Raw genomic sequence first — 24,083 nt, 5'->3', positions numbered from 1 at the left:
TCGCGGGCCGGGGCCGGTTCGTCCGCGAGCGGGCGGGTGGCCGTGTCTCAGGCCGTGATCACCCGTACGCCCGCCTCCTCGAACGCCCGTACCGCATCGCTCCCCGCCGCGGCGTCCGTGACCAGAGTGTCCACCGACTCCACCCCGCAGATGCGGGCGAACGCGCGCCGGCCCAGCTTGCTGGAGTCCGCCGCCACGACGACGCGCTCGGCGCGCTCGCAGAGCAACCGGTTGATCGCCGCCTCCGCCTCGTCGTTGGCCGCCGCGCCGTGAACGGCGTCGAAGGCCACCACGCCCAGTACGGCGACGTCGAGGGTGATCCGGCCGAGCACGGCGTCCGCGAGCGGGCCGACGAGCTCGTACGACTGCGCGCGCGCCACACCGCCCGTCACCACGATCTTGAACTGGGGGCGCACGGCCAGCTCGTTGGCGATGTTGAGCGCGTTGGTGACGACGGTCAGCGCGGGCGAGCCCGACGCCAGGTCTCCGCGCACCGCCAGGGCACGTGCCACCTCCGTCGTGGTCGTACCGCCGGTGAGGCCCACGGCCTCCCCGGGTGCGATCAGCTCGGCCACCGCCTCGGCGACGCGCTGCTTCTCGGAGGCGTGCCGGGCCGTCTTGTAGCGCAACGGCAGCTCGTAGGAGACACCGTGCGGCACGGCTCCGCCCCGGGTGCGCACCAGCATCTGCTGCTCCGCGAGCAGGTCGAAGTCCCGGCGGATGGTCGCGGCGGACACCTCGAGGTCGGCCGCCGCCTCCTCGACATCCAGCCGGCCCCGCTCGACGAGCAGTTCGAGCAGTGCCTTCCAGCGGGCGTCGCGCGACATCCGCACTCTCCGTTTCCCAGACGTCCCGACGACCCTAACGCACCCCGATCCCGACCTGATGCTTGATTGTGCTCGAAAATAGCCGCTAACTTGCAAGAAAACGCACGGCGGGAGGGGATCGCCATGAGACATGTCGAAGAGGAGCTGGCCGGCCAGCCCGAGTGCTGGGCCCGCGCCGCCGCAGGCGCGGACACATACAAGGACGCGCTTCCGACCGAGGGGGAGCGGGTCGCGATCGTGGGATGCGGGACCTCCTTCTTCATGGCGCAGTCCGCCGCCGTGCTGCGCGAGACGTCCGGGCAGGGGGAGACCGACGCGTTCGCGGCCTCCGAGTTCCCCCACGGCCGCCCGTACGACCGGGTCGTCGCCCTCACCCGGTCCGGCACCACCACCGAGGTACTCGACCTCCTCGACCGGCTCCGCGGAAGGGCCCGGACGACCGCGATCACGGCCGCCCCGCGCACACCGGTGACGGACCTTGCCGGCGACGTGATCGTCCTCGACTACGCCGACGAGCGTTCCGTCGCCCAGACCCGGTTCGCCACCACCGCCCTCACCCTGATCCGCGCCCACCTCGGCAGGCACACCGATGCCGTGGTCGCCGACGCCCGCACGGCGCTCGGCACACCACTGCCCGAAGGGCTCGTCGACTGCACCCAGTTCACCTTCCTCGGCCGCGGGTGGACCGTCGGGCTGGCGAACGAGGCCGGGCTGAAGATGCGCGAGGCGGCTCTGGCCTGGACGGAGGCGTATCCGGCGATGGAGTACCGCCACGGCCCCATCAGCGTCACCACCCGCGGCACGGCCACCTGGATGCTCGGCGAGCCGCCCGAGGGGCTCGCCCTGCAGGTCGCGCAGACCGGGGCGCGGTGGGTGGCCGGCGGACTCGACCCGCTCGCCGAACTCGTCCGCGTCCAGCGTCTCGCCGTCGCCGTCGCCGCCGCCCGGGGGCTCGACCCCGACCGGCCACGGCACCTGACCCGCTCGGTGGTCCTCCCTCCCACCACCGACTGAGAGGAGAGGAGTCGTGCCCCTTGCCACCACCGGTGAGCTGATCACCGACGCGGCCGCGGAGCACCGGGCCGTCGCCGCGTTCAACGTGATCACGCTCGAGCACGTCGAGGCCGTGATAGCGGGCGCGGAGGTGGTCCACGCGCCGGTCGTGCTCCAGGTCAGCGAGAACGCCGTCAGGTTCCGCCACGGACGTCTGCTCCCGATCGCCCGCGCGGCCGGCGCGGCCGCCGAGCGCGCAGCCGTGCCCGTCGCCCTGCATCTCGACCACGTCCGCGACGACGACCTGCTGCGGCAGGCACCCGGTGCCGGGTTCAGCTCCGTGATGTACGACGCGGCCCGGCTGCCGTACGAGGAGAACCTCGCCGCCACACGCGCCGCCACCGACTGGGCCCATGCCCAAGGGCTTTGGGTCGAGGCGGAGTTGGGTGAGGTCGGCGGCAAGAACGGCGAGCCGCCGCCCGACCCGCACGCACCCGGCGCCCGGACCAACCCCGGTCAGGCCGCCGCCTTCGTGGCCGACGCCGGGGTCGACGCGCTTGCCGTCGCCGTCGGCAGCAGCCATGCGATGACCACGCGCACCGCCGCGCTCGACCACGCCCTGCTCAAGCGGCTCAGTGCCGCGCTCGACGTGCCGCTCGTACTGCACGGCTCCTCCGGACTGCCCGACGGCGAACTGATCGCGGCCGTCACCGGCGGCGTCACGAAGGTCAACATCGGCACGGCCCTGAACGTCGCCATGACCGGTGCGATCCGGGAGTTCCTCGTGGCACACCCCGAGGCGGTCGACTCGCGCGCGTATCTCGCCGTGGGCCGGGAGGCCATGGTCCGCAGCGTGGCCCGCCTCGTCACCGTTCTCATGGGCGGCACACCCGAGGAGGCACCCCGGTAGATGCCGCGGTGGGGCATGCCGCTCCGGCTACTTCCGGACGGCCTTCAGGACGACGAACTTGGCGTTGCTCGCGACCAGTTCGCTGTTGCCGAAGATGCGGCGCAGCGTCACGTGGTAACCCAGGTGACGGTTGCCGACCACCCACAGCTCGCCACCGGGCCGCAGGGCACGCCGTGCGCCCGAGAACATCCGCCGGGCGACGGCGTCCGTGGTGGCCTGGTGGGAGTGGAACGGCGGGTTGCTGAGCACGAGGTCGACGCTCGCGTCCGGCAGCCCGGACATGCCGTCGCCCACCAGGAACTCCGCCTTCCCCCCGGCGTTGTCACGGTAGGTCGCCTCCGCCGAGGCCACCGCCTGGTAGGACTCGTCGACGAACACCACCTCCGCCTCGGGTTCGGCCAGGGCGGCGGCCAGCCCGACCACGCCGTTGCCGCAGCCCAGGTCGACGATCCGGCGGGCACCCCCGCCCTGCGGCAGATGACCGAGGAAGAACCGGGTACCGATGTCGAGGTGGTCGGCGCAGAAGACGCCCGCGTGGTTGGTGACGGTCCGTCCGGACAACGCACCGGTGCCGTCGGGGAGTTCGTAGCGGTAGGGCCAGGGGCTGGCGCCTCGTACGAGCGCCGGGTCGGGGGTGCAGAAGACGAGCCGGGCCTTCTGCTCGGCGAGCGAGGTGCGGGTCGGGCCGAGAACGCGCTCGAACAGCTTCAGCGTCGAGGTGTGGATCTCCTTCACCATCCCCGTGCCGACGACGACCGTCCCCTCGTGCACGGCGGGTGCCAGCCGGTGCAACTGGTCCTCCAGCAGGGCAAGGCTTTTCGGCACCCGTACGAGGAGCACGTCGATGCGGTCCGGCGGACCGTCCCGGGTGGTCAGGAGCCTTGCCGTCTCCACCTCGACGCCGTTGCGCGCGAGGTTCGCCCGGGTCGCCTCGCGGGCCAGGAAGGAGTCGGTGATCAGGGTCGGCCGGTGCGCCGCGAGGGCCGTGGTGAGTGCACCCCACCGGTCGCCGAGGACCACGACCGTGCCGTCCAGTCGGGTGCCGTCCGCCGCGAGGTGCCGCAGCAGATATGCGTCGGACGCGTCCCAGGCACGCAGCCGGTCGCGGGGATCCTCGGGGAAGCGGGCCAGCGTGCAGGTGCCCCAGGGCGTGGTCATACGGTCGTTCATCGTGCGTCCAGGCTAGCCGAGCGGCAGGTCCGGCCCTGTTCCCGGCAGTGACGGGCGGTCTTGCGGGTCGCGCGCTGCGTGATGATGAGTCCATGGACGCCGAGCTCTTCCCGCGCAGCCGCACCGAAGTCGTCACCGGCGCGGTCCATGTGCCGGACTGGCTGGACGAGGGCCGTCAGCTGCGGCTTCTGGAGGCCTGCCGCGAGTGGGCCCGGCCGCCCGCCGGACTGCGAGCCGTGCACACCCCCGGGGGCGGCACGATGACCTCACGGCAGGTCTGCCTCGGCCTGCACTGGTATCCCTACGGATACGCCCGCACGGTCGTCGACGGCGACGGCGCTCCCGTGAAACCGCTGCCCGAGTGGCTGGCCGCACTCGGCAGCGAGGCGGTCGGGACGGCACTGGGCACGGCCGCCGTACCCCGCGGGCCGTACGACATCGCGCTGATCAACTTCTATGACGCGGACGCCCATATGGGCATGCACCGCGACAGCGACGAGAAGTCCGGTGCCCCCGTCGTGTCACTGAGCCTCGGCGACTCCTGCGTCTTCCGCTTCGGCAACACCGAGACACGTGCACGCCCGTACACGGACGTGGAACTGCGCAGCGGGGACCTCTTCGTCTTCGGCGGCCCGGCGCGATTCGCCTACCACGGGGTGCCGCGGGTGCGTCCGGGGACCGCGCCGTCCGGACTGGGACTGACGGGGCGGCTCAACATCACCCTGCGGGTCAGCGGGCTCCGGACGGATCCGGAGCGGATCATGGGAGACTCGCCCCCATGACTGGCAAGGCGGCCCCCCGGACGACAGGGGAAGGGAACACCCGGACGCGGCTGGACCGTGGGCGCGGGGCGCTCGGTCCCGCGCTGGAGCTGGTGCACACCGGGCGTGCCCCGACCCGTGCCGTGCTCACCGCCGAACTGGGCGTCACCCGGGCGACCGCGGGAGCGGTGGCCGCCGAGCTGGAGGCGCTCGGCCTGATCCGGGTCGACGCGCATCCGGGTGCCGCGGCCGGCGCGCAAGGCCGTCCCTCGCACCGGCTGGAGGTCGCCGAGGACGGTCCCGTCGCACTCGCCGCCCAGGTGCACGCGGACGGCTTCCGGGCCGCGCTGGTCGGGCTCGGCGGCCGTATCGTCGCGACCGCGCCCGGTTGCGAGACCGTCGACGCCGACCCGGCGAAGGTGCTCGGTTCGGTGGTGGAGGCGGGCAACGAGCTGCTGCGCCGGACCGGACGGCGCTGCGTGGGCGCGGGACTCGCAGTGCCGTCGGCGGTCGCCGAACCCGAAGGCCTCGCCCTCAACCCGCTCCATCTCGCATGGCCTCCGGGCGCCCCCGTGCGGGAGATCTTCGCCGAGTGCGTGCGCGCCGCGGGCATCGCCGGGCCCGCCTTCGCCGCCAACGACGTCAACCTCGCCGCGCTCGCCGAGCACCGCCACGGGGCCGGTCGCGGTTCCCGTGACCTGTTGTGCGTGGCCACCGGGCACCGGGGCGTGGGTGGTGCGCTGGTACTCGACGGGCGGCTGCACACGGGCAGTTCGGGACTCGCGCTCGAAGTGGGACATCTGACCGTCAACCCCGAGGGACGCTCCTGCCACTGCGGCAGCCGCGGCTGCCTCGACGTGGAGGCGGACCCGCTGGCCTTCCTCGAGGAGGCAGGCCACGACGCCGGGCCCGAGGTGTCGCAGCTTGAGCAGGCCAACGAGCTCATCCGCACCCGATACCCGGACGACCCGGCCGTCCGTACCGCCGTGGAGGCGCTGATCGACCGGCTGGGTCTCGGCCTGTCCGGACTGGTCAACATCCTCAATCCGGACCGCATCATCCTCGGCGGACTGCACCGCACCCTGGTGGACACCGACCCCGAGCGGCTGCGGGCCGTCGTCGCGGACCGCAGTCTGTGGGGCCGCAGCGGAGGCGTCCCCATCCTCCCCTGCACCCTGGACCACAACAGCCTGGTGGGCGCGGCGGAACTGGCCTGGCAGCCGGTGCTCGACGATCCGCTGGCGGCGCTCGCCTGATCCGGCGTACCGCAGCGATGCGGCAGGCGGTTGCGAGTGCCGGGGGCGCCGGGAGAAGTGCTCGGGGCACGCCATCCCATGAGCCGTTCGTGTCGCCGGCAACCGGCAGGGGCCGACCACGTCGCCGCGAGGGGCCACGGCGTGGGTATTCGTCAACATGCCCGACCCGGCCCCCGCCTGAGCGGGGACCGGCAGATGTGACCCGTGACCGCCCTGCCGTAGGGGCAGTCGGGAGCATAAACAAAGCCGTATCGAACCGAGTCAACAAGCTCGGTCGTTCACGGCCGAGTAGCTGACAGTTCCGTCGCTGCCTCCCGCAGGTACATCTCCAGCCGCCTGATCGATGCGGTGACGCCTCTCGTATCGAGCCGGCAGGTGTAGAGACGACGGACGAGTGTGGGTTGCCGCATGGGCAGAGCCACGACGCTCGGCGGGGCGTCCAACAGCAACAATCGCGGCAGCAGCGCGACGCCGAGACCCGCCGCGACGAGATTGAGCGCAGTGCGGAAGTCCATGCCGTGGAAGTCCAGACGATGTCCGCTTCCCCGGTCGCCGTCGAGAGGTGACGCTGCCAAGTCGCGGGCGTCGACCGCGGTGTTGATCCATGCGTCCGACGGCAGGTCGGCCGGGGTGACACCGTCGGTCCCGGCCAGAGGATGACCGACGGGAAGGACGACCATGATCGGATCGTCCATGAGGTGCTCTTGTGTGAGCCCGGTGGGCACCGGTCCGGGAGCGTGTTCGTAGTCGAAGGTGATGGCCAGGTCGATCTCTCCCCGGAACAGCAGCGCATGCGTTTCGCGCTGCTCAAGTTCACGGAGTGTGATGTGAACTGCCGGATGGGTCGAACGCAGGCGTGCGAGCGCGGGAGGGACGATGGAGGCTGCCGCCGAGATGAACGCGCCGAGCCGCACCTCGCCGCCGGTTCCGTCCGCGAGCGCCGCGAGCTCGGTGGCGGCGCGACTCATCGACACGCTGATCGCGGCCTCGGTGTCGAGGAGGACCTGCCCGGCCTCGGTCGCACTGACGGGCCGCCGGACCACGACTCGCGCACCGACCCGCCGTTCCAGTTCCGCGACCTGCTGCGAGACCGCGGACTGGGTGTAGCCCAGCTCCTCTGCGGCAGCGGCGAACGAGCGGTGCCGCACGACAGCCGCAAGGGTCACCAGATGCCGCGGGTCGAACAACCAAGACATGAATGCGGCCGCCCGCACACGTACTCCCGCGGGGGTACACACAGTGCCGCTGGCCGTACGACGACCCGGACCCCCGTCCGGCGCCAGTCTCGAGGCATCCCGCAGCAATACACCGAGGAGATGACCCGAGATGCAGACCCTGGCCCACTGGGACGGCGGCCCCGGCCCCTGGATCCTGTTCTTCCCGCTGATCTGGGCGGCCGTCGTGATCGGCGTCGTGACGGTCCTGCGCCGCACCGCATGGCGCGGGCGTGGCGCACCCTGGCGCGCCGTGGACGGCCGTCCGGCGGGCGACTCGCCGATCGCGGTGCTCGGCCGGCGCTTCGCCTCCGGAGAGATCGACGAGGACGAGTACTGGCGCCGCCTCTCCGTCCTCGACGACCAGTTCGGCCGCACGGGCAAGGGCGGTGCCGCATGAGTTCCGGCCCGACGCCCACCACTGTCCCGGACGAGATCCCCGCGGAGGGAAACGCCTCGCGGGGATCGCATCGGACCGCTCCCACGGCCACCGCCGCACGGACGGCCGCGCAGGTCGTCGACGCCGTCAAGGTGTACGGGAGCGGCGACACCGCGGTCCGGGCCCTGGACGGGGTGAGCGTCGCCTTTCCGGCGGGCCGCTTCACCGCCATCATGGGGCCCTCGGGATCCGGCAAGTCGACGCTGATGCACTGCGCCGCCGGACTCGACACCCTCACCTCCGGTTCCGCCCTCATCGGTGACACCGATCTGAGCAGCCTGGACGACCGCCGGCTGACGCTCCTGCGCCGTGACCGGATCGGCTTCGTCTTCCAGGCCTTCAACCTGGTGCCGACGCTCACCGTCGCGGAGAACATCACACTCCCCCTCGACCTGGCCGGCGGCAGGGGCGACCGGGAGTGGATCGACGCCCTCGTCGATGTCGTCGGACTGCGCGACCGGTTGCACCACCGTCCGGCCGAACTCTCCGGTGGCCAGCAGCAACGCGTCGCCGTGGCACGGGCGTTCGCGGGGCGGCCCGATGTGGTCTTCGCCGACGAACCCACCGGCAACCTCGACTCCCGCTCCGGCGAGGAGGTGCTCGGGCTGCTCGGCCGCGCCGTGCGCGAGACCGAGCGCACGGTCGTCATGGTCACCCATGATCCCGTCGCCGCCGCCCACGCCGACGAGGTCGTCTTCCTCGCCGACGGACGCCTGGTGGACCGTATGGATGCGCCGACGCCCGAGAAGGTCCTCGACCGATTGAAGGCGTTCGAGGTGAAGTCGTGAACGCCTCCCTGCGCCTGAGCGTGTCCTCGCTGCGCGCGCACAAGAGGCGCTTCGCCGGTACCTTCCTCGCGGTGTTCCTCGGCGTGGCCTTCCTGGCGGGCACGCTCGTCATGGGCGACACACTGCGGGCGAGCTTCAGCAGCATGTTCGGCGATGCGACCGCCGGCACCGACGCCGTCGTGCGCAGCGCCGACACCATCACCACGCCCGGCGAGAGCCAGGGCGTCCGGCAGCCCGTGGACACCTCGCTCGTCCCCACGATCGAGAAGGTCCCCGGGGTCGCCGCCGCGGTGCCCCGGATCGAGGGCCGGGGCCAGCTCGTGGGCGCCGACGGCAAGCCCGTCGGCGGCCAGGGCCCGCCCACCCTCGCGGGCAACTGGATCACCGACTCCCGGCTCAACCCTTACCGGATCGCGGAGGGCAGGGCCCCGGCGAGGAGCGGTGAGGTCGTCGTCAACCGGGGCGCCGCCGAAAAGGGCGGTCTGAGGATCGGGGACACGACGACCCTGCGCACACCCGACCCCGTCGAGGTGACCGTGGTCGGGCTCGCGACCTTCGGCGGCCAGGACGGCATGGCGCAGGTGACCTTCACCGGCATGACCCGTGCCGACGCCGAGAAGTACCTCACCGCCGAGCCCGGTCAGGCCGCGAGCATCCAGGTGCGGGCCGGTCCCGGGGTGAGCCAGGCACGGCTCGTCTCCGAGCTGACCTCCGTGCTGCCCAAGGGGGTCGAGGCCATCACCGGTCAGGAGTCGGCGCGGGAGAACACGGAGATGATCTCCAGCCAGTTCCTCACCCTGTTCACCACTTTCCTCCTGGTGTTCTCCGGGGTCGCGCTGCTCGTGGCGACCTTCTCCATCCACAACACGTTCGCGATCGTCGTCGCCCAGCGCACGCGGGACAACGCCCTGTTGCGTGCGCTCGGCGCCTCGCGCCGACAGGTGGCCGTCGCCACGCTCGTCGAGGCCGGTGCCGTCGCCGTCGTGGCGTCGGCCGCCGGGCTGCTGGGCGGCCTCGGTATCGCGGCCGGGCTCCAGGCCCTCTTCCCGGCCATCGGATTCCCCTTCCCCGAGGGCGGTCTGGTGGTCGGGGCCCTGTCCCTGCTGCTGCCGCTCGCGGTCGGCATCCTGGTCTGCCTCGGCTCCGCCCTGCTGCCCGCCGTACGGGCCGGACGCACCGCACCGCTCGCCGCGCTGCGGGAGAGCGCCGTCGACCGGTCCGCGGGCAGCCGCACGCGCACGGTCGTCGGTGGCGCGTGCGCGGCGGCGGCCCTCGCGAGCACCCTCGTCGGAGTACTGGTGAGTCCCTCTCTGTGGTCGGCCGGTCTCGGTGCCGTCCTCGCCCTCGTCGCGTTCGTGGTGCTCGGCCCGGCCGCGTCGCGGGTCGCGGTGCGTGCGCTCGGTGTCCCGGTCGACCGGCTGCGCGGTGTCACCGGCGGCCTCGCCCGCCGCAACGCCCTGCGCAGTCCCAAGCGGACCGCGGCGACCGCGAGCGCCCTGATGATCGGTGTCGCCGTGGTGTCGCTGTTCACCGTGTTCGGTGCGTCCCTGAAGGCCACGATGGACCGGACCGTGTCGCGCTCGTTCGCCGGTGACGTCGCCGTCAGCAACCCCTCGTTCGGCGCGGGCGGCAGCGGGCTGAGCCCGAAACTGGCCCCCGCGATCGCACGGCAGCCCGCCGTCGCGGACGCCGTAGGCCTGGGCCGCGGGGTGGCGAAGGTGGACGGCGGCGGCCGGGCCCTGACCGTGACCGATCCCGGCGCACTGGGACGGGTCTTCGACCTCGGCACCGTACGCGGCTCCCTGGACCACCTCGGCAGCGACGGCATCGCGATCACCGAGGAGGAGGCCGGCCGGCAGCATCTGGCGGTCGGCGGCACGGCCAGGCTCACCTTCACCGACGGGACCACGCAGCCCTTCACGGTCCGTGCGGTCTACGGCCGGTCGGAACTCGCGGGCGACTACGTCATCACCCGTGCCGCCTGGGCCCCGCACCGCACCCAGGACTCCGACACGCTCGTCGCCGTCGCCTTCAGGCCCGGTGTGGACCCGGCCGACGGGAAGGCGGCGGTGCAGCGGGTGGCGGAGCGGTTCGGCAACCCGTCGGTGCAGACCCGGGACGAGTACGCGCAGTCGTCGGCGGGCGGTATCGACATGATGCTGAGCCTCGTCTACGCGCTCCTGGCACTGGCGGTGCTCATCGCCCTGCTCGGCATCGCCAACACCCTGACGCTGGCGATCCACGAGCGCACCCGCGAGCTCGGGTTGCTCAGGGCCGTGGGGCAGACACGGTCCCAACTGCGGGCGACGGTCCGTTGGGAGTCGGTCCTCGTGGCCGCCTTCGGTACGACCGGCGGGCTGGTCCTCGGTGCCTTCCTCGGCTGGGTCCTGGTGGAGGCCTCCGGCGGCGCGTCCGACACCGCGTTCGCTTTCGCGCTGCCTCCCGTGCGGCTCGCGGTGGTGGCGCTGGTGGGTCTCGCGGCCGGTGCGCTCGCGGGCCTGCGCCCGGCCCGGCGAGCCGCACGCCTGGACGTCCTGCGCGCCATCGCCGCGGAGTGATCCGCGCGAGCCCGCGCCCGGGCCGCACCCGGGGGCGGGCTCACCGCCCGGTCAGCCGGCAACGGCGGACCGGGCGGGAGAAACGTGTTCCGTCCTGCGCTCGTCGACCGCGAGCGAGCGAGCCGACGTCTCGAGCGCGGCCTCGTACGGCGTGAGGGTGCGCACCGGACGGGACGGTGCCGAGGACGGGGCGGGCAGCGTGAACCAGACGACTTTGCCCGAGTCGCCGTCCGGGCGCGCACCCCAGCTGTCGGCCACCGCGGCGACCATCGCGAGTCCGCGCCCGCTGGTGGCGGAGACGTCCGCGTGGCACAACTGCGGCAGTCGCGGATCGTGGTCGTGCACCGAGACGGTGAGCCGGTCGAGCAGCAGTTCCATCTCCACGGTGCAGGTCTTGTCGGGCTGGGCGTGCAGGTGGACGTTGGTCAACAGCTCCGTCACACCGAGCGCCGCCCGGTCTATCAAGGGATCGAGGTGCCAGTAGCGCAACTGCGCCGATACGATTCTGCGGACTTGTCCGATCCGCGACGGCAGGGCTTGGAGCTCCACCGTGCAGTGCCTGCTTGGCTGGCTGATCACGGCTGCGACTCCCCGAATTGAGGTCCGGAAGAAGACGGAGATCGGATCCAGCAGGAGGGCTGGGCGTACCCGCCGCCTGCTGTGCGGCTGAGTACTCCGGCCGCTTGGTGCGAACGGCTTGGTACGGGGGCCGCCCGCTGACGTGACCGGCGGGCTGGTTCTTCAGCGTTATCGCCGGTAAACCCAGAGTGAGGTGAGACCAGCGTGACGCAAGGGGTGAAGTCCTGCAACTCGCGCCGCGCTCAGCCGCGGGCGGCCCTGCGGACCGCCTCGATGAACCGGCGCGCAGACGGCCCCGGCCGGCCCGGAGCGGCGTCCTGCTCGCCGAGGATCAGTGAGTAGCGGGTGCCGTTGAGATCCGCCGACGCCCGGTCCTCCGGCGCGTACCAGGGCTTCGACGCGCGCACCGCCTGCACCGGCGCGCTGTCGATCTCGCTGCCGTAGCTGGTCAGCAGCCGCAGCCTGCCGTCGCTGATCCGGACCTCTCCGGCCCGCGTGAGCGACCGCAGTCCCCTTCCGATCCGCACACCTGTGGCCGTGAAGTCCGGCTCCGCCATGCTGCCCCGCCCCCTTGTGCGCTCGGCTGTGTCCGGTCCGGATCGCCCATGGGCCGCGATCCGGGGTGGTCGTGTCGAGTCCGCTCATGGTCCCGCGTGCTGCCCCTACGGGCGCGGCGCGCACGGTCCGCCCGCACCGGTCGGCCTCCCACGCCGTGCAGTCTGCCCGCACCCGGCGCCTTCCACCAGTGTGCACGGCAGGGTCGCAGGGGGTATCCGGCGCACTCGCGCGGATGCGCCCCCACCGTTTTCCGCCGACTTCCCCAGCGGTGCCTTTGAGCAGCTCAAAGGCGTGTTTATGCAGGTGGGAAGCGCTGCCGAAGGTGTCTATGATCGAGGCGTCCGACCGTGTGAACCGGGCGTCGGACACCCCGGTAAGGAGTCCCGTGGTGAGTACCCCGCAGATCACCCGCCCCGGCGGGACGTACGACGTCGACCGCAGCGACGCGGAGTACCGCTCCTGGCTCAAAGAGGCCGTCCGCAAGGTCCAGGCGGATGCCAACCGCTCGGCCGACACGCATCTGCTGCGCTTCCCGCTGCCGGAGCAGTGGGGCATCGATCTGTATCTGAAGGACGAGTCGACCCACCCCACCGGCAGCCTGAAGCACCGCCTCGCCCGGTCCCTGTTCCTGTACGGGCTGTGCAACGGCTGGATCAGGCCCGGCCGTCCGGTGATCGAGGCGTCCAGCGGTTCGACCGCGGTCTCCGAGGCGTACTTCGCCAAGCTCATCGGTGTGCCCTTCATCGCGGTCATGCCGCGCACAACGAGCCCCGAGAAGTGCCGTCTCATCGAATTCCACGGCGGGCGCTGCCACTTCGTGGACGACTCGCGCAAGATGTACGAGGCCTCGGCCGCCCTGGCGGCGGAGACCGGCGGCCACTACATGGACCAGTTCACCTACGCGGAACGGGCGACGGACTGGCGGGGCAACAACAACATTGCCGAGTCCATCTTCCGTCAGCTGGAACTGGAGCGGTTCCCGGAGCCCGCGTGGATCGTCGCCACCGCCGGTACCGGAGGCACCTCGGCGACCCTCGCCCGGTACGTGCACTACATGCAGTACGACACCCGCATCTGTGTGGCCGACCCGGAGAACTCCTGCTTCTTCGACGGGTGGACGACGAGAGACCCGGACGTCACGTGCGACCGGGGATCGCGGATCGAGGGCATCGGCCGGCCGCGGATGGAGCCAAGTTTCGTACCCGGCGCCATCGACCGGATGATGAAGGTGCCGGACGCGGCGACGGTCGCGGCCGTGCGGGCCCTGGAAGCGGCCATCGGCCGCAGGGCGGGCGGCTCCACCGGCACGGGCCTGTGGAGCGCGCTGAAGATCGTCGCCGAGATGGTGGCCGAAGGACGCACGGGCAGCGTGGTGACCTTGCTGTGCGACCCGGGCGACCGCTACCTGGACAAGTACTACTCGGACGCATGGCTCGCCGAGCAGGGGCTCGACATCGCCCCGTACACCGCGGCGATCGGGTCACTCCTGGAGACCGGGGTGTGGCCGGACTGACTCCGGCCCGGCGCCCTGCGCCGCCAGCCTACGGTCCAGTGCCCGCACCGCGCCGCGGAAGGCGTGTCCCAGACCCGCGCGCCCACCCTTCAGGGCGAGCCGGAAGACTGTCGACCCGTCAGCCGCGAAGGTCCACTGCACCCGGGTGCCCGTACCGGCAGGGGTGAGCCGCCACTCCTCGAGGAGCGCACGCATTCCGGGCACGCCCGTCTCGTCGACGCGGTACGCGTAGACCTCGTTCGGCTCGGCCGCCACCACGCTCTCCCGGAAGCGAAGGCCGCCCGCCAGGCGCACCTCGCGCCGGGTGCCGTCGTCGAGAGGACGGGCGAGGGTCACGGCGGGGAACCACTCGCTCCAGCCCGGGACATCGTGGGCCAGAGCGCGGAAGACCGCCGCCGGGGATGCCGTGATCTCCCGGGCGAAGACCAGTCGCACGGGTGCGGTCTTCGTGAAGTCGAGTCCCACCGGGCGCAACAGGCGTGCCATGGACGGAACCTCCTCGCGGGAACACCGGCGTCCCCGAACGGAAGCGGTGGTGCGGGTCGGCGCCCACCATAACTGGCGGCCCGTCAGATGTCAGTATCGTCTTCGGTCTCCCCGGCCACCACCAGCCGCCTGAGGTGCTCCGAGATCTCCGCACGCGCCTCGGCGGGCAGCCCCGCGTCCGTGACGAGGGTGTCGACCTGCTCCAGCGCGGCGAACGAACTCAGGCCCACCGTGCCCCACTTGGTGTGGTCGGCGACCACCACCACACGCCGCGCGGACTGCACGAGCCGCCGGTTGGTCTCGGCCTCCGCCAGATTCGGCGTCGACAGACCCGCCTCCACCGATATCCCGTGCACGCCGAGGAACAGCACATCGAAGTGGAGGGACCCGATGGCCTGATCGGCGACGGGGCCCACGAGCGAGTCGGACGGGGTTCGCACCCCGCCGGTCAGCACGACCGTGGCGCCGCCCTGGCGCTGGCCGGAGGTGCGCTGTGCGGAGTGGAAGACGTCCGCAACGCGCACCGAGTTGGTGACGACGGTCAACTCCGGCACATCGAGGAGGTGGTGGGCCAGCGCGTATGTCGTCGTCCCGCCGGACAGCGCGATCGCGGTACCCGGCGCGACCAGTTCCGCGGCGGTCCGGGCGATGTCCTCCTTGGCCGTCAGCTCCAGGCCGGACTTGGCCTCGAACCCCGGCTCGTGCGTGCTCGCCTCCACCACCGGGACCGCGCCGCCGTGGACCTTCTCCAGTACGCCCTGACGAGCGAGTGCGTCGAGATCGCGGCGGACCGTCATGTCGGAGACGCCCAGCTTCCGGGTGAGCTCGTTCACCCGGACACCGCCGCGTCGTCGTACCTCGTCGAGGATCAGGGCGCGGCGCTGCTCCGCGAGGAGGTTCTGATTCTCGCTCACGTCCGCTTTGCTCCCTTTCGCCTGATCCATCACGGCATGGCATCCATACCGGCTCCGACAAGGCCATTCTCCTGCCGTCAAAGCCGAGGCCGCCCCATCCTCGCACGGCTTGCCCTGGATGGAGCCACCCCCCGTGCCTCGTGAATCACCTTCCGCAGTTCATCACGTCACCCGTATCGGGGAGATTCCGTGAGAACGGGTGTGCACACCTGGGGCACCGGAGACCATCTGCCTGCGCATGACACACGGTACGCAACGCGGGGGATGTGCTGAGCAGTGGAGCGTGCACGGGAACACGACGGGGAACACGGCGACACCGGGCAGCGGCCGCCGGAGAGCGGGACGGACCTGGAACTTCTGGTCCACGGTGTCGGTGGCACCACACCCGAGGAGATGCTGGGCGATCCGCGCACGGTGCGTGTCTCCGGTGACGAGACGGCCGCCGTCTACCGCCGCGAGGCCGACGCCGGCGCCGAGCGGAACCCGCGGGACCGCGGAACAGGTCCGGTGCCCGAGGCGTACGTCTGGTGCAACCTCACCTCGGGGAACGCCGCCCGTGCCCTGTGGCTGTTGCTGCTGCCCTTCATGGTGGTCAATCTCGCGCACTGGATGCGCCCCACGACGACCGGGCGGCCGCGGACCGTCCGACTGTACGGACTGATCGTCCGTCTCCTCGGGCTCACCCTGACCGTGCTGCTGGTCGCCGCCGCCTGCGAGGTCGCCCTCGACCTCGGTGCCTGGCAGTGCGCCGGTACGCGCGCGTGTGCCGAGCGCCACTCCTGGCTCGGCTTTCTCTCACCCGCGGCCTCCGACCAGGGCTGGTGGAGCGAGCCGGGACGGCGTCTGGCCCTGGCGTCGCTGGTGCCCGCGGCGCTGACCGGGCTGCTCTGGTACCTGTCGCACCGCACCTGGAGCGCGTACGAGTCCCAGCAGCCGATCTCCCGCCCGGCCGAGCCCGACGAGGAGCCGCACCGCACCGCACTCGACAGCCCCGGGTTCTGGTACGGACGGCGCCTGGTGGCCCGGTTGCGCGCCGCCCACACCGCCGCGGGGTTTCTGACGGTCGCCGCGGCACTGGCCACCGCCGCCGCCCGGTACGACAGCCGGCACGGCTCCGTCGAACTCGAAGTCCTCGGCCGGCTCCTGTGCGCAACTCTCCTCACCGGCGGTTTCGTTGTGGTGGGGGTGGTGTGCCGACGGGGCCGCACCGAGAACCGGCTGGACAGGACTCTCGACCGGGCACTGGTACGCCGACTGCCCGCGGGTGCGCTGGTGCTGCTCGCCGTGACCGCGGTGTACGCCGGCTGGTCGCGCCCGGGCTGGCGGTCCGCGGACCGGTTGCCGGGTGACACCACGTTCGGCGGGCTCGCCCTGGCGCAGGGGGTGCTCGTCGTCGTGCTGGGCGTCGTCGCCCATGTCCTCCACCGCACCCACCCCGACACACGCACCGCGATGTGCGGACTGGCCGGACCCGCGGTCGCGATGCTGGCCTGCGCGCTCGGCGGGGTGATGTCCGGCGGGGTGGCCCAGCGCGTCGCCGACTGGCTGGACGGGACCCGGCACATCATGGCCGGTCCACCCGTCCTGCTCACCTGGCAGGCGTCCACGATCCCGCCCCTGCTGCTCGTTCTGCTCGTCGTCGTGGGCCGGCTGGCACGGCGAACCGCGGTGCTGCGCCGTGCCGGGACCGCCGCGGTGGAACTCGCCCATCAAGGCGAGCCCGAGGACGAGGCCCGCACCCGCCGTATCGCGGGCACCCGAGCCATGGCCGCCCTCACCGACCGGGCGCCGCTCGTCGTCGCCGTCATGTCCGCCTCGACCCTGCTCCTGGGCGCGCTGGCCCTGGTGGGAGCGTTTGCCGGCCATGACACCCCGGAAGGGGCCGCCCGGGGCAGCCACGCCTTCGTGCGCGGAGCCGCCGAGACCGCTCAGGCGCTCGGCTCCTGGCTGATCGGCATCGGCTTCCTCCTCTTCGTGACCTGGGGACGCCGTGCCTACAAGGACGCCTCGGCACGGCGCACGATCGGCATCCTGTGGGACGTCGGCACCTTCTGGCCGCGTGCCGCGCACCCCTTCGCCCCGCCCTGCTACGCCGAGCGCGCCGTGCCCGACCTCTCCTGGCGTATGGCCACCTGGACCGAGGCCACAGGCGGACGGCTCGTGCTCTCCGGTCACTCCCAGGGCAGTGTGCTCGCGGCGGCCGCGGCCTGGCAGCTCGAACCCTCGGTGCGCCGCAGGGTGGCCCTCCTGACCTACGGCTCGCCGCTCGAGCGGCTGTACGGGCGCTGGTTCCCCGCCTATTTCGGGCCCGCCGCGCTCAGTTCCCTGCACCGCGAGGTGGCCTGCTGGCGCAACCTCTACCGCCTCACGGACCCGATCGGCGGACCGATCCGGCTGCCCGGTGACTGCGGCCCGCAGGTGGACCGCGCACCCCTCAGGGATCCGCTCGCCTACGGCCGCACCGCTGAGCACCCGCTGCCTGCGCCGATCCTCGGGCACGGCGACTACCAGGCGGACCCGGCGTTCGCCGAGGAGCGCGAGCGGCTGCTGAGCCGGCTGCGGCCGGGGCTGCCTGCACCCCGTCCCGCGGGGCCGGGCACGCAGGCGGGGGGCGCCGGTCAGGGGAGCTCCGGCAAGTCCTCCGGGTAGAGCAGGGTCAGCTCGTCCGTGCTCGGCTCCGCCAACTGGGCGACCCGGCCCGCGTGCCGCTCCACCATCGCCTCGAAGGTCTGGCGTGCGGTGCGCCCGTTGCCGAACGCCGGTCCCTTCGGAATCGCCGTGAAGTACTTCAGGAGCGCTTCACCCGTGCCGGGGCCGAGCCGGTACTCGTGCTCCTCGGACTGCTGCTCCACGATCCTCAACAGCTCGTCGGGGCCGTAGTCGCCGAACCTGATGGTTCGTGAGAAGCGCGACGCCACACCGGGGTTGACCGAAAGGAAGCGCTCCATCTCGGCCGTGTAGCCCGCGACGATGACCACGACCGCGTCACGGTGGTCCTCCATCAGCTTCACGAGCGTGTCGATGGCCTCACGGCCGAAGTCGCGCCCGGAGTCCTCTGGGGACAGGGCGTACGCCTCGTCGATGAACAGCACCCCGCCGCGTGCCCGTTCGAAGGCCTCCTGGGTGCGGATGGCGGTGGAGCCGATGTGCTCGCCCACCAGGTCGACCCGGGACACCTCCACGAGGTGGCCCTTCTCCAGGACGCCGAGCGAGGCCAGGATCTCGCCGTACAGCCGGGCGACCGTCGTCTTGCCGGTGCCGGGGGAGCCCGTGAACACCAAGTGCCGCCGTACGGAAGCCGCCTTGAGGCCCGCCTGCTGCCTGCGGCGTCCGACCTCGATCATGTCGGTCAGGGCCCGCACCTCGCGCTTGACGCTCTCCAGCCCGACCAGCGCGTCGAGTTCCCCGAGCACGGCCGCCGAGGTGCGGGCGGGCTTCTCGGGATCGGGGACCGCCGTGACGAGATGGTCCTGCTCCGTGGTGCGCTGGCCGGGGATGGCGCCCAGCAGACCGGTGGACATGGCCGTCGTCTGTACGGCGGTCTCCTGGGGCGGTTCGGGCAGCCGGAGCCCGGCGCTCTCGTCGCTGGTGCAGTCCTCCACCACCGGGCCGTCGCCGGAGGTGCCCGGGCCGCCGTCCGCGAACTCGTAACCCCCGCGCGCGCACCGCTCGGTGCGGCACTTCCTCAAGGTGGCCCGGCAGCCGTCTATCACATGGAAGCCGTAGCCACCGCTGCCCGTGACCCGGCAGTTCAGGAAGCTGCCCCGGCCGTCCGCCGAGACGTAGAAGCCGGCCTCCGCCGGTGAGGTCACCGTGCACCGGTCGATGGTGGGATCGGCGCCCTTGGTGACGATCACGCCGGTCTGGGTGCCGTCGATGGTGCAGCCGGACAGTGTGCCGCCGCTGCCGTGGTCCCGGAACCAGGCGCCCGTCGCGGCATCCCGGATCCGGCAGTCGTCGAGCTGTGCGGTGGCGCCGTCGCTCACCGACACGGCCGTGTTGCGCACCTGCGTCAGATCGCTGTCCACGACGTCCGCGCGCGAGCCGCGGTCGAGGACGAACAGGGCGTCCGGTACGTCGTGCACCCGGCAGGACTCGAGCACCGCGGTGGCGCCGTCGCTGACCCACACCGCCGGATAGTCGCCCGTGCTGTCGAAGATCTCGCACTGGTTGGCGTCCACCCGGGTGCCCGGATCCCACACCGAAAGGCCGTTGCGGCCGAACTGACGCACCGACGTGCGGGTCAGCGTGAGCACCGAACGGGAGCGCAGGTCGACCGCGTTCTCGGGGATGTCGTGGATGCGGCAGTCGGCCAGCGTGAGCACGGCGTCGGTGTCGAGCGTGACACCGTCGGCGGTCGTGCGGTGCACATCGCAGTCCGTCAGATGTGCCGTGGCCCGGGCGGTCACCTGCACACCGGAGCCCCGGATCTCGTACACCTCGCAACCGACCGCCTCCAGCGAGGAGTTCTCACCCGTCACCGACAGACCGGCGCCCGAGGCGTGGTGCACGCGGCAGTGTTCGAGACGCGGCCGGGCACCGCCGCGGACCGCGACACCCGACTGGGCCGCGGCCACGACCTCGCACTCCTCGAACACGCCGCCGCCACCGTCTACGACGGCGATGCCGACGCCCGCCGGATTGTCGACGGTGCACCGCCGGACGGTGGGGCGGGCGCCGCGGCGGACCTCGATGCCGGCCGCCGAGCGCGTCGTGATCCGTACGTCCACCAGCTCCGGGGCTCCCTCCTCGACGAGCAGCGCGGGCGCGGCCGCGTCCTGCCCCTCGATGTGGAGGTCCTGCACCACGGCGGAGGCCCGCACGGTGAGCGGGACCCCGTCCACCGGGGCGATGCGCACGGAACCGGGGGAGCCCTCGGGCCCGCGCAGCGTCACCGCCCGCTGGAGGACGAGGTTCTCCCGATAGGTGCCGGGTGCGACGGTGAGTACGTCTCCGTCGCCCGCGGCCTCCAGGGCGGCGGCGAGCGACGCGTACTCACCTGTGCGGCGCCGCCACCGCGATGTGCCGGTGTGCGTCACCTGGACCGTGCCCTGTGCCATGGCGCTGCTGTGCCCCCACCTCGTACTCACGCGGGTTCTCGCGAAGATGCCGGACAGCGGACCAGCCGACCGGTCCACCGTAGCGTGCGCGGACGTACCCGGTTGACCGGAGGCCGAAGGCGGTCAACTGCCCGTTCCTGTGCGGCCCCAGTCCGGTCCCGCCCTGTCCCATGCTTGGTCCCATCGTGTGTAACGGCGGCGGATCATGCGCCAGACGATCAGCCGGCGGCCGCCTTCTATGAGCGCTCCGGTCAGTCCGGCTGCGCCGGCGCCCGCGAGCACCGCGTGTGTCGTCGCGGTGGCCCGGTCCAGCGGGCGGGTCACGAGGTCGCCGTGGGCGTCGGTCCAGACGCTGAACTGGTTGCCCGGGTGCGGGGACTCGAGCTCGGCGAGGACCGCCGCGTGGCGTCTGGTGCCGTCCGGCGCGGTCCAGTCGGCGAGTACCCGGCTGTGCGCGTTCCCCGTCGTCGACGACTCCGGATCCGGGTCCAGCGCCACGCGGTTGAGCTTCTTGACGACGGTCGCCACCACCAGGTGGCGGCTGTGCTGCTGGTCCCGCACGGCATTCTGCAGGGACCCCTGGGCGACCGAACCGATCACGACCCCGGCCAGGGGCGCCACGACAAGAACCAGGAGCAGGGCGGCCAGCGCCGTCCACGCCTCGGCCAGATCGGTTCCACGGCACAGAGGATTGCCCCGCCAGCGCCACAGACCGCTGATTGCTCGCACCGTCCCGCACCCCCTTACGCGTCCGTGATAACCCCGGAACCCGGACGTCCACCGCCGAGCCGGAAAAGAGAGAGCCACATCACCTCTCCCGGGCCGACGCGCCTTTCATGAATTTCTCACGTCGGCTCAACGACCGTGCCGGGTTCCGCGGTTCCCCCGTCCGACACCCGATCGAGGTGTTCCCGGGGCGAGATACGGAGGGATCGATCCCGTAACGGGTGTGCGGGACCTGACGCGGGACGGCGAGCGGCGACATCGGGAAGCGGCGGCGGGCGGCGCCGGGGCGACGGTCCGAACTCGCCCCGGCGGTTCTCAGTCGAGGATGGTGACGGGGTCGCCGAGGCGGATGGTGCCCGGCGACTGCGGCACCAGGTTCTGCCCGAAGGCCAGCTTGCCGCCGACCCGCCGATGGCGGGCGAGGGTGCGCAGCGGTTCCTTGCCCCGCTCGGCGGTGGCCTGGTCCGTGGTGGTCACGACGCAGCGCCCGCACAGCTTGGCGACCCGGAAGACGACCTCTCCGACGGCGATCCGCGTCCAGTCGTCCTCGGCCCAGGGCCGCGTTCCGGCCACGACGACGTTCGGCCGGAAACGGTTCATGGGCAGCGGGCCCTCTGCGGCGTGGTCGCCCTGCGCGATCAGGGAGTTCAGGGCGTCCAGGGACGAGAGCGTCGTGAGCAGCAGCGGGTAGCCGTCGGCCAGGCTGACGGTCTCACCGGGGCGCCCGAAGGGCGGGTCGTGGATGGGCCGGCGGACGGCCGGATCGTCCAGGTGGACGAGGCGCACGCCCTCGCCGACGTACGTGCTGAACCAGTCGTCCGCGGCGCGGCCGACGGCGATCGTCTCGATCTTGTCTCCCGCCCACTTGGCCGTCGTCGTACCGCCGGACGGGTCGGGGACGGCCACGGTCAGCGGGTCCAGGCCGGGTGCGGACACACGGATCGCGCCGCCGGCCAGCAGCTCGGCGGCGGCCAACGCCAGGTGGGGGTGTTCGCGTTGTGTGACGACCCGGCCGGACTCGTCGATCAGTGCCCAGCGCCGGTCCCCGGCCAGCCCCCAAGGCTCCACCACGGCCTCGTGGGGTGCCTGGCCCCGCAGTGCCTTGACCGGGTGGACATGAAGGGAGTGCAGTACTGGATTCGGCATGAGGCCATCGTCCCATCGAGGGCCGACGGCCTCATCCCGTGAAGTGGATCAGTATCCGCGGTACTGCCCGTTGTTGTACGGGTCCTGGTACGGCGCCGGGGCCGGTCGGGGTGCGGCGGGGCGGGGTGCGGCGGGGCGCATCGCCTCGTAGCCCGTGCCCATGGGGCGCGGAGGCTGCATCTGCTGCTGGGCAGGGTAGCCACGGGGGCCGGCCGCCTGCTGCGGGATGTACGCGGTGGGGGCCTGCTGCAGGGGCGCAGGATGCGGGGCCGCCTGCGGGTAGCCGTAGGAGGGGACCTGGGGGGAGGGGGCGGCCGGCAGCGCGGGAAGCGCCGACGGCAGCGCGGGCAGATTGCTGCCCGGGATGTCGTACGCGGAGGGGACCCGGATCGGGGCGATCTGCGGGGTTCCCCGCTCGGCGACGAGCCTGTCGTAGATCGGAGTGTCCGGGAAGGGCGACGCGGAGTAGTAGCCGCCGCCATAGGTGGAGCGGGGGGAGGTCATGGCACATAAGTTAAGCCCACGATGTGCTGGTTGGGGAGACCGATAAGAGGGTTGTTTTCCGTGTCCGGGGTGACGCGGGATCCCCAATGCGAGCGAACTTGGCAAAAAAGGGCAATGAGCGGGGTTGAGAACGTGTAAAGGCCGAGTTCCCGGTGGGTTACCGGGGGTTGGCCGGTGGTCCCGCGGTCGGGGTCATGGGAGTTCGGGCTCCGGGGGAATAGGTTGACCGCGACGGTTGCAACGGACCGTTCCGGGCCTCGGTCCCGGTGCGGCACCACGTGATGGGGGCGGACATGTCAATGTCGAAAGGATCCAACCTTCAAGTGCCGACGGCGGCACTGCGCGTCGAACTGGGCTGGCGCCCAGGACCCGGCGTGCCCGACGTGGACGCCTCGGCACTGCTGCTGATCTCCGGGAAGGTCCGGACCGACGGGGACTTCGTCTTCTACAACCAGCCCACGCACTCCTCGGGTGCGGTGCGCCACGAAGGCAAGCGGAACGCCGGCGGGCAGGTGACGGACACGCTCGTGGTCGATCTCGCGCGCGTGGAGCCTGCGATCGAGACCGTGGTGCTCGCCGCCTCCGCCGACGGGGGCACGTTCGGGCAGGTGCCCGGGCTCGCCATCCGTGTGCTGGACGCGCAGCAGGGCACGGAGATCGCACGCTTCGACCCCGCGGCGGGCGTAGAGACCGCCTTCGTGCTGGGGGAGTTCTACCGTCGCCAGGGCGCCTGGAAGTTCCGTGCCGTCGGGCAGGGCTACAGCAGTGGGCTCGAGGGGCTGGCCACGGACTACGGCATCACGGTGGACGAGCCGCAGCGCGCGGCGCCGCCTTCTCCGCCCGCCCCGCGTACCGACCGGCCGGCTGCGCCGGTCACGGTGCCCCCGCCGCCGATGCCGCCCGTGGCGGTGCCTGCGCCCCCGGTGACCGCGGTGCCGCCCACCTCCCCGTACGGGCCGCCGCCACCCGCTCCGACGGGGCCCTACGGTGCGCCCGCGCCCGTGCCGGCCGCCGCTGCTCCGGTGCCCCCGGCCCCCGTCCGCCTCACCAAGGTCACGCTCACCAAGCAGGCCCCCTCGGTCTCGCTCAGCAAACAGGGCGGAACGTCCGGTTTCATGCGCGTGAACCTCAACTGGCAGGTGCATAAACAGTTTTCCGGCTGGGGCAGCAAGCGCGGCCGGGCCGTGGCCCGGCACTCGGACCTCGATCTTGACCTGTGCGCCCTGTTCGAACTGTCCGACGGCAGCAAGGGAGTCGTCCAGGCGCTCGGCAACGCCTTCGGCTCGCTGCACCATCCGCCGTACATCCACCTCGACGGCGACGACCGCACCGGAGCGGTGGAGACCGGCGAGAACCTCACCGTCAACCTCGACCGCACGCAGAGCTTCAGGCGCATTCTCATCTTCGTGACCATCTACGAAGGCGCCCGCTCCTTCGCCGACCTGCACGCCACGGTCACGCTCCAGCCGCAGCACGGCGCACCCGTCGAGTTCTCCCTCGACGAGTGCACGGTGCCCTCGACCGTGTGCGCCCTCGCCCTCATCACCAACTCCGGCGGCGACCTGATCGTCCAGCGCGAGGCCCGCTACCTCGTTCCGGAGCGCGGGGTCAGCCCACAGCGCACGATCGACCGCGCCTACGGGTGGGGCATGAACTGGACCCCGGGCAGAAAATGACGCGA

General features: G+C 72.1%; 21 protein-coding genes. 10 read left to right on the top strand and 11 right to left on the bottom strand.

Features of this window, described 5'->3' with window-relative positions; translation table 11 throughout:
• Positions 1-47 precede the first annotated feature (47 nt).
• Positions 48-827, bottom strand: a complete 780-nt coding sequence (locus tag ADL25_RS10890; protein ID WP_059127469.1) for a DeoR/GlpR family DNA-binding transcription regulator — start codon at positions 825-827, stop codon at positions 48-50.
• A 123-nt stretch (positions 828-950) separates the two neighbouring features.
• On the opposite strand from ADL25_RS10890, the gene ADL25_RS10885 reads away from it, so the two are divergent.
• Complete coding sequence (locus tag ADL25_RS10885) at positions 951-1,841, top strand: SIS domain-containing protein (RefSeq protein ID WP_059127468.1); 891 nt, start codon at positions 951-953, stop codon at positions 1,839-1,841.
• Positions 1,842-1,854: 13 nt separating this feature from the next.
• Positions 1,855-2,730: a class II fructose-bisphosphate aldolase gene (locus tag ADL25_RS10880; RefSeq protein WP_059127467.1), complete on the top strand. Its 876-nt coding sequence runs from the start codon at positions 1,855-1,857 to the stop codon at positions 2,728-2,730.
• Positions 2,731-2,757: 27 nt separating this feature from the next.
• On the opposite strand, the gene ADL25_RS10875 is transcribed toward ADL25_RS10880, so the two are convergent.
• A complete protein-coding gene (locus tag ADL25_RS10875; protein WP_181923219.1) occupies positions 2,758-3,900 on the bottom strand; it encodes a methyltransferase in 1,143 nt (380 codons plus the stop codon).
• 92 nt (positions 3,901-3,992) lie between these two features.
• Here ADL25_RS10875 and ADL25_RS10870 point away from each other — a divergent pair, with 92 nt between their 5' ends.
• On the top strand, positions 3,993-4,682 hold the full coding sequence (locus ADL25_RS10870; protein ID WP_059127465.1) for an alpha-ketoglutarate-dependent dioxygenase AlkB family protein: 690 nt from the start codon (positions 3,993-3,995) through the stop codon (positions 4,680-4,682).
• Complete coding sequence (locus tag ADL25_RS10865; protein ID WP_059127464.1) at positions 4,679-5,917, top strand: ROK family protein; 1,239 nt, start codon at positions 4,679-4,681, stop codon at positions 5,915-5,917. Before ADL25_RS10870 ends, ADL25_RS10865 begins: the two co-directional genes overlap by 4 nt.
• Before the next feature lie 278 nt (positions 5,918-6,195).
• On the opposite strand, the gene ADL25_RS10860 is transcribed toward ADL25_RS10865, so the two are convergent.
• Entirely contained in the window at positions 6,196-7,113 is a 918-nt protein-coding gene (locus ADL25_RS10860) for a LysR family transcriptional regulator (RefSeq protein WP_159044911.1), read from the bottom strand.
• Positions 7,114-7,243: 130 nt separating this feature from the next.
• Between ADL25_RS10860 and ADL25_RS10855 the strand changes: the two genes are divergently transcribed.
• From ADL25_RS10855 to ADL25_RS10845, 3 genes are read left to right on the top strand one after another with little or no spacing between them, the layout of a single operon-like run.
• Positions 7,244-7,531: an SHOCT domain-containing protein gene (locus ADL25_RS10855; protein ID WP_059127462.1), complete on the top strand. Its 288-nt coding sequence runs from the start codon at positions 7,244-7,246 to the stop codon at positions 7,529-7,531.
• Positions 7,528-8,358 carry an ABC transporter ATP-binding protein gene (locus ADL25_RS10850; RefSeq protein ID WP_234380869.1) on the top strand — a complete coding sequence of 277 codons (831 nt, stop codon included), beginning with the start codon at positions 7,528-7,530 and terminating at the stop codon, positions 8,356-8,358. The genes ADL25_RS10855 and ADL25_RS10850 overlap by 4 nt, the downstream gene beginning before the upstream one ends.
• Positions 8,355-10,916 (top strand): ABC transporter permease, encoded by a 2,562-nt coding sequence (locus tag ADL25_RS10845; RefSeq protein WP_059127461.1) that lies wholly within the window; start codon positions 8,355-8,357, stop codon positions 10,914-10,916. Before ADL25_RS10850 ends, ADL25_RS10845 begins: the two co-directional genes overlap by 4 nt.
• Positions 10,917-10,967: 51 nt before the next feature.
• Here the strand turns inward: ADL25_RS10845 and ADL25_RS10840 are convergent, their stop codons facing one another.
• Complete coding sequence (locus ADL25_RS10840) at positions 10,968-11,495, bottom strand: ATP-binding protein (RefSeq protein ID WP_079050298.1); 528 nt, start codon at positions 11,493-11,495, stop codon at positions 10,968-10,970.
• Positions 11,496-11,737: 242 nt separating this feature from the next.
• Complete coding sequence (locus ADL25_RS10835; RefSeq protein ID WP_059127459.1) at positions 11,738-12,052, bottom strand: hypothetical protein; 315 nt, start codon at positions 12,050-12,052, stop codon at positions 11,738-11,740.
• 389 nt (positions 12,053-12,441) lie between these two features.
• Here ADL25_RS10835 and ADL25_RS10830 point away from each other — a divergent pair, with 389 nt between their 5' ends.
• Positions 12,442-13,566, top strand: coding sequence for a PLP-dependent cysteine synthase family protein (locus ADL25_RS10830; protein ID WP_059127595.1), 1,125 nt, complete (start codon positions 12,442-12,444; stop codon positions 13,564-13,566).
• On the opposite strand, the gene ADL25_RS10825 is transcribed toward ADL25_RS10830, so the two are convergent.
• Both ADL25_RS10825 and ADL25_RS10820 read right to left on the bottom strand, forming a co-directional pair.
• A complete protein-coding gene (locus ADL25_RS10825) occupies positions 13,534-14,052 on the bottom strand; it encodes an SRPBCC family protein (protein ID WP_059127458.1) in 519 nt (172 codons plus the stop codon). The two genes, ADL25_RS10830 and ADL25_RS10825, sit on opposite strands and share 33 nt — an antisense overlap.
• A gap of 83 nt (positions 14,053-14,135) precedes the next feature.
• Entirely contained in the window at positions 14,136-14,966 is an 831-nt protein-coding gene (locus ADL25_RS10820; protein WP_059127594.1) for a DeoR/GlpR family DNA-binding transcription regulator, read from the bottom strand.
• A gap of 276 nt (positions 14,967-15,242) precedes the next feature.
• On the opposite strand from ADL25_RS10820, the gene ADL25_RS10815 reads away from it, so the two are divergent.
• Entirely contained in the window at positions 15,243-17,615 is a 2,373-nt protein-coding gene (locus tag ADL25_RS10815) for a hypothetical protein (protein WP_059127457.1), read from the top strand.
• Here the strand turns inward: ADL25_RS10815 and ADL25_RS10810 are convergent.
• The 4 genes from ADL25_RS10810 to ADL25_RS10795 all read right to left on the bottom strand — a co-directional run bounded on the left by ADL25_RS10810 (position 17,585) and on the right by ADL25_RS10795 (position 22,402).
• Entirely contained in the window at positions 17,585-20,026 is a 2,442-nt protein-coding gene (locus ADL25_RS10810; RefSeq protein ID WP_059127456.1) for a right-handed parallel beta-helix repeat-containing protein, read from the bottom strand. The genes ADL25_RS10815 and ADL25_RS10810 overlap by 31 nt on opposite strands.
• Before the next feature lie 123 nt (positions 20,027-20,149).
• Positions 20,150-20,755, bottom strand: coding sequence for a hypothetical protein (locus ADL25_RS10805; RefSeq protein WP_059127455.1), 606 nt, complete (start codon positions 20,753-20,755; stop codon positions 20,150-20,152).
• A 312-nt stretch (positions 20,756-21,067) separates the two neighbouring features.
• The gene (locus ADL25_RS10800; RefSeq protein WP_059127454.1) at positions 21,068-21,898 is read right to left on the bottom strand and encodes an MOSC domain-containing protein; all 831 of its coding nucleotides are present in this window, start codon (positions 21,896-21,898) and stop codon (positions 21,068-21,070) included.
• Positions 21,899-21,946: 48 nt separating this feature from the next.
• Positions 21,947-22,402: a DUF6643 family protein gene (locus tag ADL25_RS10795; RefSeq protein ID WP_059127453.1), complete on the bottom strand. Its 456-nt coding sequence runs from the start codon at positions 22,400-22,402 to the stop codon at positions 21,947-21,949.
• Positions 22,403-22,695: 293 nt separating this feature from the next.
• Between ADL25_RS10795 and ADL25_RS10790 the strand changes: the two genes are divergently transcribed.
• Positions 22,696-24,078, top strand: coding sequence for a TerD family protein (locus ADL25_RS10790; RefSeq protein ID WP_059127593.1), 1,383 nt, complete (start codon positions 22,696-22,698; stop codon positions 24,076-24,078).
• Positions 24,079-24,083 lie beyond the last annotated feature (5 nt).

Origin of the sequence: Streptomyces sp. NRRL F-5122, from assembly GCF_001507435.1 — a bacterium.
GTDB classification, from domain to species: Bacteria; Actinomycetota; Actinomycetes; order Streptomycetales; family Streptomycetaceae; genus Streptomyces; species Streptomyces lannensis.
Note: the sequence above shows the minus strand (reverse complement) of the source record. Positions and strands in the feature narration are given on the sequence as shown.